This window comes from Microbacterium lemovicicum (genome assembly GCF_003991875.1).
Classification (GTDB): domain Bacteria; phylum Actinomycetota; class Actinomycetes; order Actinomycetales; family Microbacteriaceae; genus Microbacterium; species Microbacterium lemovicicum.
Genome location: NZ_CP031423.1, coordinates 1237673 through 1250275, shown reverse-complemented (window position 1 = coordinate 1250275; position 12603 = coordinate 1237673). Strand labels below are relative to the sequence as shown.

Annotated in this window: 12 protein-coding genes; 3 read left to right on the top strand and 9 right to left on the bottom strand. The window is 71.1% G+C overall.

Annotated elements, in window-relative coordinates; genetic code table 11:
* Positions 1–22: 22 nt before the first annotated feature.
* The 5 genes from CVS47_RS05785 to CVS47_RS05765 all read right to left on the bottom strand — a co-directional run bounded on the left by CVS47_RS05785 (position 23) and on the right by CVS47_RS05765 (position 4472).
* The gene (locus tag CVS47_RS05785; RefSeq protein ID WP_127095241.1) at positions 23–1807 is read right to left on the bottom strand and encodes a peptidoglycan D,D-transpeptidase FtsI family protein; all 1785 of its coding nucleotides are present in this window, start codon (positions 1805–1807) and stop codon (positions 23–25) included.
* 4 nt (positions 1808–1811) lie between these two features.
* Positions 1812–2402: a cell division protein FtsL gene (gene ftsL, locus CVS47_RS05780; protein WP_127095240.1), complete on the bottom strand. Its 591-nt coding sequence runs from the start codon at positions 2400–2402 to the stop codon at positions 1812–1814.
* On the bottom strand, positions 2399–3352 hold the full coding sequence (gene rsmH / locus CVS47_RS05775; RefSeq protein ID WP_127095239.1) for a 16S rRNA (cytosine(1402)-N(4))-methyltransferase RsmH: 954 nt from the start codon (positions 3350–3352) through the stop codon (positions 2399–2401). The genes ftsL and rsmH overlap by 4 nt, the downstream gene beginning before the upstream one ends.
* Before the next feature lie 102 nt (positions 3353–3454).
* A complete protein-coding gene (gene mraZ, locus CVS47_RS05770) occupies positions 3455–3886 on the bottom strand; it encodes a division/cell wall cluster transcriptional repressor MraZ (RefSeq protein ID WP_127097219.1) in 432 nt (143 codons plus the stop codon).
* A gap of 214 nt (positions 3887–4100) precedes the next feature.
* On the bottom strand, positions 4101–4472 hold the full coding sequence (locus CVS47_RS05765; protein ID WP_127095238.1) for a DUF3040 domain-containing protein: 372 nt from the start codon (positions 4470–4472) through the stop codon (positions 4101–4103).
* Between the two features lie 66 nt (positions 4473–4538).
* Here CVS47_RS05765 and CVS47_RS05760 point away from each other — a divergent pair, with 66 nt between their 5' ends.
* Positions 4539–5633 (top strand): polyprenyl synthetase family protein, encoded by a 1095-nt coding sequence (locus CVS47_RS05760; protein ID WP_127095237.1) that lies wholly within the window; start codon positions 4539–4541, stop codon positions 5631–5633.
* A gap of 9 nt (positions 5634–5642) precedes the next feature.
* Here the strand turns inward: CVS47_RS05760 and CVS47_RS05755 are convergent, their stop codons facing one another.
* Entirely contained in the window at positions 5643–5993 is a 351-nt protein-coding gene (locus tag CVS47_RS05755; RefSeq protein WP_338142382.1) for an Rv2175c family DNA-binding protein, read from the bottom strand.
* 163 nt (positions 5994–6156) lie between these two features.
* Here CVS47_RS05755 and CVS47_RS05750 point away from each other — a divergent pair, with 163 nt between their 5' ends.
* Both CVS47_RS05750 and pknB read left to right on the top strand, forming a co-directional pair.
* Positions 6157–7437: a muramidase family protein gene (locus CVS47_RS05750; RefSeq protein ID WP_241240287.1), complete on the top strand. Its 1281-nt coding sequence runs from the start codon at positions 6157–6159 to the stop codon at positions 7435–7437.
* A gap of 83 nt (positions 7438–7520) precedes the next feature.
* A complete protein-coding gene (gene pknB, locus CVS47_RS05745) occupies positions 7521–9470 on the top strand; it encodes a Stk1 family PASTA domain-containing Ser/Thr kinase (protein WP_127095236.1) in 1950 nt (649 codons plus the stop codon).
* Between the two features lie 63 nt (positions 9471–9533).
* Here pknB and CVS47_RS05740 read toward each other — a convergent pair whose 3' ends face one another.
* The 3 genes from CVS47_RS05740 to CVS47_RS05730 form a co-directional block, all read right to left on the bottom strand.
* Positions 9534–10871 carry a class II 3-deoxy-7-phosphoheptulonate synthase gene (locus CVS47_RS05740; RefSeq protein ID WP_127095235.1) on the bottom strand — a complete coding sequence of 446 codons (1338 nt, stop codon included), beginning with the start codon at positions 10869–10871 and terminating at the stop codon, positions 9534–9536.
* Positions 10872–10933: 62 nt separating this feature from the next.
* Positions 10934–11623 (bottom strand): lysophospholipid acyltransferase family protein, encoded by a 690-nt coding sequence (locus tag CVS47_RS05735; protein ID WP_127095234.1) that lies wholly within the window; start codon positions 11621–11623, stop codon positions 10934–10936.
* 3 nt (positions 11624–11626) lie between these two features.
* Positions 11627–12577: an ROK family protein gene (locus tag CVS47_RS05730; RefSeq protein WP_127095233.1), complete on the bottom strand. Its 951-nt coding sequence runs from the start codon at positions 12575–12577 to the stop codon at positions 11627–11629.
* Positions 12578–12603: the final 26 nt, after the last annotated feature.

Sequence of the window (12603 nt, the reverse complement as noted above, 5' to 3'; positions counted from 1 at the left end):
CTCCGGCCGCGCGTGGCGGGGCTCACCCGAACGCGGGGAGCTGGGGACCCTCCGACGTCGCCGGCATCACGCGATAGGTCTTCACGACCTGCGTGATCGCCTTCTGGAACGCGGAGGCGTTGGCCGTAGACGACCTTACAACAGTGGGCTCATCGAGGGTGACGGCGACGAGGTACTGCGGGTCGTCGGCGGGGACGAAGCCGATCATGGTCGTGAAGTAGAGGCCGGCCTTGTAGCCGCCCTTGCCGTCGGACTTCTCACCGGTGCCCGTCTTGACCGCGATGCGGTAGCCCGGCACGCCGATCTCCTGGCCGTAGTTGGCCTGGGTGGCGACGTTCTCGAGCATCTCGCGCATCTGCTTCGAGCTCTCGGGGCTGATGACCTGCACGGGATCGGGCAGGTCGGGGGTGACGACCGTCCCATCGGGCTTGGTGCACGATTCGACCAGCGACAGCGGCATGCGCGTGCCGTCGTTCGCGATGGCGGCGTACGCGCCCATCAGCTCGGGGACGGTCGTGGTCACGGCCTGCCCGAACGTGGTGTTGTACGCGGTCTGCGCGCCCCACTCGTCGGCCGGGTAGAGCGTGCCGGTGGCCTGGCCCTCGTAGTCGACCGCGCTGCCCTGGCCGATGCCGAAGTTCTTCAGGTAGTCGTAGCGGGCCTGGGTCGACATCCGCTCGCTGAAGGTCGAGATGCCGACGTTCGAGGAGTCGATCAGCACGCCGGTCAGCGTGTAGTCCAGGTCGGCGTGCGGGTGTCCGTCGCGGACGCGGGCGCCGTTGGCGAAGGTCACCTGATCGGGGGCCATGACGGTCGAGGCCGGCGTCTGGCCGGCGCCGTCGATGAGCGCGGCGGCGGTCAGCGACTTGAAGGTCGACCCGGGCTCGAAGGTGTCGGTGAAGATGTGGCTGTACCGATCGGCGGGGTCGGAGGCCGACACGTTGTTCGGGTCCATCGCGGGCCACTCCGCGGCGGCGCGGATCTTTCCGGTCTTCACCTCGACGACGGTGATCGTCGCCCGCTGGGCGCCCATGTCCTGGCCCTGCTCGGCGGCGAGCTGCTGGAGATACCAGTTGAGGTCCTTGTTGATGGTCAGCTGGAGCGTGCCGCCGTCGATCGCGGGGTCGGTGACCTCGGTGCCCGGGATCACGACGCCGTCCTTGCCCTGCTGGAACTTCTGCAGGCCGTCGGAGGCTGCGAGGCAGGCATCCTGCGTCTTCTCGATGCCTCCGAGCGCTTCGCCGTCCGATCCCATGAAGCCCACGAGGTTGCCGGCCACGGCGCCGTCGGGGTAGGTGCGGGCGGGATGCGGCGTGAAGTAGATGAAGGGCAGCTTCAGGTCAACGAGCTGGCGGTACATCTCGGTGGAGATGCCCTTCTTCAGCGACGCGTACTGCGAGTCGGGGTCGGCCGCCAGCGCGTCCTCCACGATGGCGGTCACCTCCTCCGCGGTCTGACCGGTGACCGAGGCGATCTTCGCGGCCGTGTCGGCCACGGGCACGGTGAGCTTGGTGCCGTCGGCATCCGTGCGCTGGAAGTTCTTGACGTTGAGGGGGCTCAGCTGCGCGTCGTAGAGCAGGATGCTGCCGGCGAGCTCCTGTCCGGACTCGTCGACGATCTCGCCCCGCGTGCCCCACAGCGTGTGCGAGTTGCCGAGGCCGAGGGCGATCGAGTCCTCGACGTGCTCGTCGGCGTTGACGACCTGGATGTCGACCAGTCGCACGATGAAGGCGACGAGGACGACCAGGACGATGAAGAGGGCGGTGACGGTGCGGCGGCGCGGGCTGCGTGTGGCTCGGGTCGTCATGATGTCAGTGTGTGGCCGGAGTCGGCAGACCGTCGGTCAGTGCGGGCGGCGTGTTCGCGACACCGTCGCCGCTCACCTCCGGGGTCACGACCGGCACGCCCGCGATCGTCGCGTCGGGCGCGGTGATCAGCGGGGTGTCGGCGATGAGCTCGTTCGGCACCGCGCCGCGCCCGATGGCGTCGATCGAGGAGGTGGCGGCAGCCGCCTCCCCCGCGCCGAGCACGCTGGCGTCGCTGAGGCGGAGGTAGCTGGGCGACTCGTCGATCACCATTCCGAGAGCGGCGGCGTTGGCCGCCAGGTACTGCGGAGAGCTCAGCCCGGCGACGTCGTCGGCGAGGATCTGCCGCTGCCACGTCACCTCGCGCTGCTGCTGCGTGAGGGTGGACACCTCGTAGGAGCCCTGCGTCGTGAGGATCGAGAGCACCATCTGCGCCCCGCCGATGAGGAGGGCACCGGTCAGTGCGACGACGGCGTAGGCGACGCGCGGACGCCGGCGGACGGCGGGGGCGTCGACGGCCTGCAGGCGACGGGCCGGTGCGCTCCGCCCCGGTGCGGGCCGGAGGGCGGGGGTCGAGAGGGCGTTCGCGGTGGTCACATCGACTCCTTGATGCGCTCGGCCGCACGCAGCCGGACAGGCGCGGCGCGGGGATTGCGCGCCACTTCTTCTGCGGAGGCCGTCTCGGCCCCCTTCACGAGCAGGCGGAAACGGGGGGTGTGCTCCGGGAGCTCGACGGGGAGCCCTGCGGGCGCGGTGGAGGCCGCGGCATCCTGGAGCACGCGCTTGACCAGACGGTCTTCGAGCGACTGGTACGACATCACGACGATGCGTCCGCCGACGCGCAGCTGCGACAGCGCCGCCGGCACGGTGCGCTCGAGCACGGCCAGCTCGCCGTTGACCTCGATGCGCAGCGCCTGGAACACGCGCTTGGCCGGGTGACCGGCCTGCTTCAGCGCGGCGGGCGTCGCGGCCTGGAGGATGTCGACGAGGCGGCCGGAGCGCAGCAGCGGCTCCTGCGTGCGCGCGGCGATGATGGCGCGGGCGTAGCGGCCGGCGAGGCGCTCCTCGCCGTAGCGCTCGAAGATGCGGCGCAGGTCTCCCTCGCCGTAGGTGGCCAGCACGTCGGCGGCGGTGGGGCCGGCAGTCTGGTCCATCCGCATGTCGAGCGGCGCGTCCTTCGCATACGCGAAGCCGCGGTCGGCGACGTCGAGCTGCAGCGACGAGACGCCGAGGTCGAAGAGGATGCCGTCCACCGGCCCAGCGCCCGCGTCCTCGATGGCCGTGGCGATGCCGTCGTACACGGTGTGCACGAACGTGGTGCGGTCGCTGAACGGAGCGAGGCGCTCCTCGGCGATGCGGAGCGCGTCCTGATCGCGGTCGAGCCCGATGACGTGAAGCCCCGGGAAGCGCTGCAGCAGCGCCTCGGTGTGACCGCCCATGCCGAGGGTGCCGTCCACGAGAACGGCGCCGTCGTGGGAGATCGCCGGGGCGAGGAGCTCGATGCAGCGCTCGAGCAGGACGGGGGTGTGGATGTCGCGGATATCCATGATGTCGGGGCCCTGGGGCCCTCTGCTCCGATCCCCCTCCGTTTCGACCTGGCGCCGGGGAAGTGCGTCAGGGCAGAAACGGCTGGAGATCGCAGCCGAGGGTCAGAACAGTCCCGGGATCACCTCCTGCTCCATCTCGGAGTAGGAGTCCTCGTTGCTCTCGGCGTAGGTGGCCCACGCGTCGGAGTTCCAGATCTCGGCGTGTGCGCCGACGCCGGTGACGACGAGGTCGCGGTCGAGTCCCGCGTAGGTGCGGAGGTGAGGGGGGACGGTGATGCGGTTCTGGCTGTCCGGCTTCTCGGCGCTCGCACCCGACAGGAACATGCGGAGGAAGTCGCGCGCCTGCTTGTTGGAGAGCGGCGCCTCGCGGATACGCTCGTGGACCCGCTCGAACTCCTCGGTGCTGAACACGTAGAGGCAGCGCTCCTGGCCGCGGGTGATGACCACGCCCGAGCCGAGGTCGTCGCGGAACTTCGACGGGAGGATGACGCGGCCCTTGTCGTCGAGCTTGGGAGTGTGCGTGCCCAACAGCATCGCCGTCACCCCCTTCGTCTCGGCCCTCCGGGTTCGTGCTCGCCACTTTACTCCACTTTCCTCCACTTCCCTACGGCTGGCGCGACGAAAGAGCGCTTTTTCGCGCATGCAGCCCCGGAGACTTCCGGGGAAACGAAAAGAGCACCGACCCTGAGGGGTCGGTGCTCTCGTGTCAGCGGATCGGACTCAGCCCGATGCGCGAAGGTTCAGGTGGTCAGCGGTCGCCGCCCTGACGACGGTCCCAGCGCTCGTTCATACGATCCATGAACGACGTGGACGATGCCGGCGCCTTGACCGGGCGGCCCGGCTCGGCCTGCACGCGCGGGGTGCCCTTGGTCGGGGTCACGGCGAGGATGACGCCGCCCAGCATGACCGCGAAGGCGATGACGCCGACGACCACGAGGGGCACGGACACGCCGACGATGAGACCGCCGAGGCCGAGGAGGACGAGGATCGTGCCGTAGACGATGTTGCGATAGCTCAGCGTGCGACCATCGCGCGGCGCGCTCACGACATCCGCGTCGTTGCGCAGGAGATGGCGTTCCATCTCGTCAAGCAGACGCTGCTCCTGTTCGGAGAGTGGCATGCTTCCCCCTCTTTACGTTCGTTCCCGGCCGATTCTAGCTGTGCCGTCGATCACTAGGCTAGGCCCGTGGACCCCTCTCCGGACCCGATCGAAGCTGTTTCCCAGCGACTGGACACCTTCCTCATCGCCCGCCGCCTGGAATCGGAGGAATGGGGCCCCGAAGCCGCCGTTCTCACCGATGCCGGCGCGGCTTCGCTCCGCGGTGGGAAGCGCCTCCGGGCGCGGTTCTGCATCGCCGGGTGGAGGGCTGTGGAGGAATCCTCGAACGTGCCTGCGGCGCTCGATCCGGCCGCGCTCTCCGTCGCCGCGTCGCTGGAGGTGTTCCACGCGGCCGCGCTCGTCCACGACGACCTCATCGACAACTCCGACACGCGCCGCGGACGCCCCTCCTCGCACCGCGCCCTCGAGGCGCACCATGTCGCGCACGGGTGGGTCGGCGACGCTGCGGCGTTCGGCAGGTCGGGTGCGATCCTCCTCGGCGACCTGCTCGTGGCCTGGAGCGACGATCTGGCCGAGGAGGGCTTCTCCGAGGTCGACGGCGCGGCGGCGGCCGCCGCCCGCGCCGAGTACGGCGTCATGCGCCGCGGGGTGACCGTGGGCCAGTTCCTCGACGTCGCCGAGGAGTCCGCGTTCCGGTCCGAGCCCGATGACCGTCACGCCGAACGCGCCCTGCGGGTGGCCTCCCTCAAATCCGCGCGGTACAGCATCCAGCAGCCCCTCACGATCGGCGCCGCACTCGCCGGCGCCGACGATGCCCAGCTCGCCGCGCTGGCGGGCTTCGGGCATCCGCTCGGCATGGCCTTCCAGCTGCGCGACGACGTGCTCGGCGTGTTCGGAGACGAGGCGGTCACCGGCAAGCCCAGCGGCGACGACCTGCGGGAGGGCAAGCGCACGGTGCTGATCGCCTACGCCCGCGAACGCCTCCCCGCCTCCGCGGTGCGCACCGTCGACGAGCTCATCGGCGACCCGGGGCTCGACGCCGGTCAGATCGCCGCGCTGCAGAACACGATCATCGACTCGGGAGCCCTCGAGCGCATCGAGGCCCTCATCGCCGACTACGCCCGCCAGGCCGAGCGGGCGCTGTCGGGTGCGCGGCTCGGCAATGCGGCCGTGGGGCAGCTGCGCGATCTCGCGCGGGCGGCCGTCGCCCGCACCGCCTGAGGCGGAGCGTCAGGCCAGGGTCGCCGCGACCCGACGGACCTCGATCTTGCGACCGGCCCGCAGGGCCTCGATGGGAGCCGCTCCGATGAGCTCCTCGTCCTGGAGGAGCCAGTCGATCACCTCGTCGTCGCTGAAGCCGGCGTCCTGCAGGACGATGATCGTGCCCCGCAGCGAGGTCAGCGGGTGCCCGTCGACGAGGAAGATCGACGGCACGCGGAAGACGCCGTGACGGCGGCTGCCGACCAGGTGATGTTCGTCGAGCAGGCGCTTCACCCGCCCGAGCGGTTCGTCCAGAGCGGCGACGAGTTCGGGCATCGTCAGCCAGTCGGTGTGGATGCTGGGCACGTTCTTCCCGGTCACGGTGCCACTATGCCACCTCCGCCGGGGGGCGGTGAGCGCATGTCGGGTCGATGGCGGCGAGTGCGCTTGTGTAACAGAAGTCTCATAATTCACATGCGTCACTTTCGTTGACACCCGTCACGCCGTCGTGGCACGGTGGCCGGAGCCTACGAGAGGGAGTCCCGTGCGCCAGCCCATCGGACCCGAGCCGATTCAGACGGTGCACCCGGCACCACGACGCCTGCCGACGTCCGGTCTGCCCGCCGTCGTCGCGGGGTCGATCGCGGGATCGCTCGCGCTGACCCTCGCCGCCGTGCCCGCGCACGCCGCTGATGCGCCCCGCAACAGCGAACTGCGGATGCCGCGTCTGTCGGGCGAGCCGGCGGCCGCGACGTTCCGCGCCTCCGCCGTGCAGGCCGCCCTGATGGGGGTCGAGGCCGGCGACTACGTCGTGCAGCCCGGAGACACGATCAGCGCGATCGCCGCACGCTTCGGGGTGAAGATCGCCGACGTGTTCGCCCTCAACGGCCTCGGATGGTCCTCGGTCATCCACCCCGGCCAGCACCTGCGCGTCACCGGGAGCGCGCCGGCTCCGACCGCGGCTCCCGCACCCGCCGCACCCGCTCCCGCACCCGCATCGGCGGGCGCCGTCACCGTCGCCGTCGGAGACACCATCAGCGCCATCGCCCGGCGCGCGGGCGTCAGCACGCAGGCCGTGCTCGACGCGAACGGCCTCGGCTGGTCGTCGGTGATCATGCCGGGCCAGAAGCTCGCCCTCCCGGGCAGCGCCCCCGTCACCGCGGCGGCGCCCGCACCTGCCGCGCCGGTGGCGGCGCCCGCACCCGCACCCGCGCCGGCGGCCGCGGGCTACACGATCGTGGCCGGCGACACCATCAGCGGCATCGCGCAGCGCCACGGCGTCAGCATCCGCGCGCTCCTGGAGGCCAACGGCCTGGGCGCGGACTCGATCATCTACCCCGGCCAGTCGCTGGCGATCCCCGACGCTGCGACGGTGGCCGCGCTCGCGGCGGTGCCCGCGGCATCCTCCACCCCTCTCGATCTCGACGAGGAGCAGGCGGCCAACGCCCGCACGATCATCGGCATCGGCCGTCAGCTCGGCGTGTCCGACCGCGGCATCGCGATCGCCCTGGGCACGGCGATGCAGGAGTCCTGGCTGCGCAACCTCGACTGGGGCGACCGCGACTCGCTGGGCCTGTTCCAGCAGCGGCCGAGCACCGGCTGGGGCACCGCCGCGGAGGTCACCGATCCGGGCTACGCCACGCGCGTGTTCTTCGGCGGCGCCTCGGACCCGAACGGCTACGACACCCGGGGCCTCCTCGACATCGCGGGCTGGGAGTCGATGTCGTTCGCCGACGCCGCGCAGGCGGTGCAGATCTCCGCCTATCCCGACCGCTACGCGCAGTGGGAGCAGCCTGCGACGACGTGGCTGTCGGTGCTCGGGTGACCCCCATCCGCCCCGATCTCGACCTGGTCACGGTGGGTGAGCCGCTCCCGGGTGCGGCGCTCCCCCGTCCGTAGACTCGGGGCGTGAGCACGAGTCAGCAGGCCGACCCGCTGATCGGCCGTCTCGTCGACGGCCGGTACCGGGTGCGCGCGCGCATCGCGCGCGGCGGCATGGCGACCGTGTACGTCGCGACCGACCTCCGGCTCGAGCGCCGGATCGCGCTCAAGGTGATGCACGGCCACCTCAGCGACGACAGCGTGTTCCAGAGTCGCTTCATCCAGGAGGCCCGCGCGGCCGCGCGCCTGGCGGACCCGCACGTGGTGAACGTGTTCGATCAGGGCCAGGACGGCGACATGGCGTACCTCGTCATGGAGTACCTGCCGGGCATCACGCTCCGCGAGCTCATGCGCGAGCAGCGCCGCCTGAACATCACGCAGACGATCACGATCATGGACGCCGTGCTGTCGGGGCTCGCTGCCGCCCACCGCGGCGGCATCATCCATCGCGATGTGAAGCCCGAGAACGTGCTGCTGGCCGAGGACGGCCGCATCAAGATCGGCGACTTCGGGCTGGCGCGGGCGACCACCGCCAACACGGCCACCGGCGCGCAGCTGCTCGGCACGATCGCCTACCTCGCACCCGAGCTCGTCACCCGCGGCACCGCGGACGCGCGCAGCGACATCTACGCGCTCGGCATCATGCTCTACGAGATGCTCGTCGGCGAGCAGCCGTACAAGGGCGAGCAGCCGATGCAGATCGCCTTCCAGCACGCCACCGACTCCGTGCCGCGGCCCAGCGTCAAGAACCCGGGGGTCCCGGAGCCGCTCGACGAACTCGTGCTGTGGGCGACGGAGAAGGTGCCGGACGACCGCCCCTCCGACGCGGCCGAGATGCTGAACCGCCTCCGCGAGATCGAGCGGGAGCTGGGCGTCGCGCCGCAGGTCGCGCGCACGCTGACGCCGTCCCGGCGACGCGTCGCCGACGACGTGCGCGACTCCGGTGAGCTCACCCGGGTGCTGCCGCCGAGCGTGACCGCGCCGATCGCCGCCGCCGAGGAGGTGGACAACGCCTCGCGCCTGCGCACGGTCGCGCGCCGCCGTGCCGCCAAGGGCGGCTGGCTCCTGGCGCTGGTGCTGCTGCTGGCCGTCGTCGCCGGTGGTGCGGGGTGGTACTTCGGTTCCGGTCCCGGCTCGATGGTCTCCGTGGCCGCAGTGGCGGGGACGCCGTCCTTCACCGAGGCGGAGGCGGCGCTCGTCGCGCAGGGGCTCACCGCCCAGCAGCGAGACGTCTACAGCCTCGACGTGGCCGCCGGCGCGGTGGTCGGCAGCGACCCCGGCGAGGGCACCCGCGTCGACAGGGGCGCGAGCGTGGCCGTCCTCGTCTCGCAGGGACCCCAGCCCCGCGACATCCCTGCTCTGGCCGGCCTCAACGACGATCAGGCGCGGAGCACGCTGACGGGCCTCGGCATCGTCATCACCGACCCGGACCAGCAGTCGTTCACCGACGCGGAGAAGGGCGCGGTGCTGTCCGCCTCGGTCACCCCGCGCGGCGGCGCCGACGCGATCGACTGCACGAACGGCTGCAGCGTGCACGAGGGCGACACGGCCTCGCTCTCGGTCTCGGCCGGCCCGCTGCCCGATGTCGGCGGAAAGAGCGTCCAGGACGCGACATCCGCCCTCGAAGAGGTCGGGCTGTCCGTCGCCGGCACGTACGAGGAGTTCAACGACGACCTCGACGCCGGAGCGGTCATCTACATCGCCGGCCGCGACGGCGGCGGCAACTGGGTGCCCGGCGAATCGGTGACCCTCGCGGTGTCGAAGGGCCCTGAGCCGGTCGAGGTGCCCTCGGTGGTCGGGCTGACGCGCGACGCGGCGAAGAAGAAGCTCTCCGACCTGGGCTTCACCTACCAGTACCTCGCCACCTGGGATCTCTTCCTCGACTCCGCCACCCGGGTGGAGGCGCAGGTGCCGGCGGCCGGTCAGCTGGTGCGCGCCGGATCCGAGGTCTCGCTGCGCTTCCAGGTCTCCGGCTGATCCCGGCCCGCCGGCACGAACGAGAAGAGCGGATGCCGCGGCATCCGCTCTTCTCGTTCGGTCTCAGCGCTTCTCGAGCTCCTCGGCCACGAGGAAGGCGAGCTCGAGGCTCTGCATGTGGTTGAGGCGCGGGTCGCACAGGCTCTCGTAGCGGGTCGCGAGAGAGGCCTCGTCGATGTGCTCCGAGCCGCCGAGGCACTCGGTGACGTCGTCGCCGGTGAGCTCCACGTGGATGCCGCCGGGGAACGTGCCCGCGTCGCGGTGCGCGTCGAAGAAGCCGCGCACCTCGTCGACGACGTCGTCGAAGCGGCGTGTCTTGTAGCCGGTGGGCGTCGTGATGCCGTTGCCGTGCATGGGGTCGGTAACCCACAGCGGCGTCGCACCGGAGTCGCGGACGGCCTCCAGCAGCGGCGGCAGCGCGTCGCGGATCTTGCCGGCGCCCATGCGGGTGATGAACGTCAGGCGTCCGGGCTCGCGGGTCGGGTCGAGCTTGTCGATGAGCGCCAGCGCCGTCTCGGGCGTCGTCGTGGGACCGAGCTTCACACCGATGGGGTTGCGGATCTTCGAGAAGTAGTCGATGTGCGCACCGTCGAGGTCGCGTGTGCGCTCCCCGATCCACAGGAAGTGCGCGGACGTGTTGTACGGGGTCAGCGTGCGGGAGTCGATGCGCGTCATGGGGCGCTCGTAATCCATCAGCAGGCCCTCGTGGCCGGTGTAGAACTCGACGCGGCGCAGCTCGTCGAAATCGGCGCCGGCGGCCTCCATGAACTTGATGGCGCGGTCGATCTCCGACGCGAGGCGCTCGTACTGCTGGTTGGCGGGGTTCTTGGCGAAGCCCTGGTTCCAGCTGTGCACCTCGCGGAGGTCGGCGAAGCCACCCTGCGTAAAGGCGCGGATCAGGTTGATGGTCGACGCGGCGGTGTGGTACCCCTTCAGCAGGCGCGCGGGGTCGGGCCGCCGGGAGCCCTCGGTGAAGTCGTAGCCGTTCACGATGTCGCCGCGGTAGGCGGGCAGCGTGACGTCGCCGCGCGTCTCGGTGTCGCTGGAGCGCGGCTTGGCGAACTGCCCCGCCATGCGGCCCATCTTCACCACGGGCATCGAGGCGCCGTAGGTGAGGACGACGGCCATCTGCAGCACGGTCTTGATGCGGTTGCGGATCTGCTCCGCCGTCGCGCCGGCGAACGTCTCGGCGCAGTCGCCGCCCTGCAGCAGGAACGCCTGCCCCGAGGCCGCCCGCGCGAGCCGCTCGCGGAGGTTGTCGACCTCTCCGGCGAACACCAGGGGCGGAAGCGTCGCGATCTCGGCGGAGACGGCCGAGACGGCATCGGCGTCGGCCCACGCGGGCTGCTGCTTGATGGGCAGGGTCCGCCAGTGGTCGAGGGGGTCGAGCTGCTGCAGCATCCCTCGATCCTAGCCGGGGCACGGTGACGGCGATGCCGTGTGACGGATGCCCCGGACCGCCGTCAGCGCGGCGGGGCGGGGAGCCTGTCCTTCACGGTCGAGGCGTAGACGTCGTCGTACTCCTGCTCCCCGAGTCGCTGCAGCGCGACGGTGATCTCGTCGGTGACCGAGCGGAGGATGTAGCGATCGCCCTCCATGCCCGCGAAGCGCGAGAAGTCGAGCGGCTCGCCGATGACCACGCCGACGCGGACGATGCGCGGCAGCGTGTGCCCGATGGGGAGCATGGTGTCGGTGTCGACCATGACCACCGGCACGACCGGCACCCGGGCCTCGAGCGCCATGCGCGCGAGGCCCGTGCGGCCCCGGTACAGCTTGCCGTCGGGGCTGCGCGTGCCCTCCGGGTAGATGCCGAGGAGGTCGCCCCGCCCGAGCACCTGGAGTCCGGTGTTGAGGGAGGCCTCCGACGCCTTGCCACCCGAGCGGTCGATCGGGATCTGACCCGTCGCCTTCATGAACATCCGCGTCGCCCAGCCCTTGAGCCCCTTGCCGGTGAAGTAGTCACTCTTGGCCAGGAACGACATCCGCCGGTCGATCAGGAGAGGCAGGAAGACGGAGTCCATCACCGAGAGGTGGTTGCTGGCGAGGATCGCCGCCCCCGTCTCGGGTACGTTCCGGCGCCCCACGATCCAGGGCCGCCAGATCGCCTTGACGATCGGTCCGATGACGACGTACTTCATCAGCCAGTAGAACATCGGCTATCTCGCTTCCGCCGGGGTGGATGCGCCCGCGAGATCGGCGGCGCCGATCACCCCGGCGTCGTTGCCGAGGCGCGCGATGGCGAAGCGCGCCACCTCGCGGTCGCCGTAGCCCGGCAGAGACGTCTCGTAGGCCAGGCGCACGGGGCCGAGGAGGTCCTCGCCGAGCTCGGCGACCCCTCCCCCGATGACGTAGAGCTCGGGGTCGAGCGTCGCGGTGAATCCGCCGCACGCCTCCCCCAGCGCGGTGGCCACCCGGCGCAGCGCCTCGGTGGCTCCCGGATCTCCGGCGAGCACGAGCCGCGAGATCGCCGGCCCGGAGATCTGCCCGGTCTGCGCCCGCAGAGCCGCCAGGCCGGCTCCGATGCCGCCGCCGTCGGCGATCTCCTCGGCCTGTCGCTGCAGCGCGCGGCCTGAGGCGTACATCTCCAGGCATCCGCTCTGTCCGCAGCCGCACAGGAGGCCGTCACGGATGAAGCGCACGTGGCCGAGCTCGGCGGCGATGCCGTGCCCGCCGCGATAGAGCCTTCCGTCGAGCACCACCGCGCCGCCGACGCCGGTGCCCATCGTCAGCATCACCATGTCGCTCACGTCCCGCCCGGCGCCGAAGCGGAACTCCGCCCAGCCGGCCGCGTTCGCGTCGTTGTCGATGGTGACCGGCAGCGGGATGCGCTCCTCGAGGATGGCGCGGAGAGGTTCGTTGCGCCACGCGATGTTCGGCGCGTGGATGATGGTCGTTCCGGCCTTGTCGACGAAGCCCGCCGCCGCGACGCCGACGGCGTCCACCTCGTGCGCGGCGCTCAGGTGCGTCGTCATGTTCACGACCGCGTTCGCGAGCTCACGCACGTCGATCGGCGTCTCGATGCGGAGCTTCTCGAGGATGCGTCCGTCCGCATCCACCACGGCGCCGGCGATCTTCGTTCCGCCGATGTCGATCCCGATCCTGTGCACCGTGGCTTCCCTTCGATCGCGCACCT

What these genes read in the sequence shown, in the direction of transcription:
- CVS47_RS05765 (WP_127095238.1), bottom strand. Translation starts at nt 4,472, where the DNA reads ATGCCACTCTCCGAACAGGAGCAGCGTCTGCTTGACGAGATGGAACGC.
- mraZ (WP_127097219.1), bottom strand. Translation starts at nt 3,886, where the DNA reads ATGCTGTTGGGCACGCACACTCCCAAGCTCGACGACAAGGGCCGCGTC.
- rsmH (WP_127095239.1), bottom strand. Translation starts at nt 3,352, where the DNA reads ATGGATATCCGCGACATCCACACCCCCGTCCTGCTCGAGCGCTGCATC.
- CVS47_RS05735 (WP_127095234.1), bottom strand. Translation starts at nt 11,623, where the DNA reads ATGTTCTACTGGCTGATGAAGTACGTCGTCATCGGACCGATCGTCAAG.
- CVS47_RS05740 (WP_127095235.1), bottom strand. Translation starts at nt 10,871, where the DNA reads ATGCTGCAGCAGCTCGACCCCCTCGACCACTGGCGGACCCTGCCCATC.
- CVS47_RS05785 (WP_127095241.1), bottom strand. Translation starts at nt 1,807, where the DNA reads ATGACGACCCGAGCCACACGCAGCCCGCGCCGCCGCACCGTCACCGCC.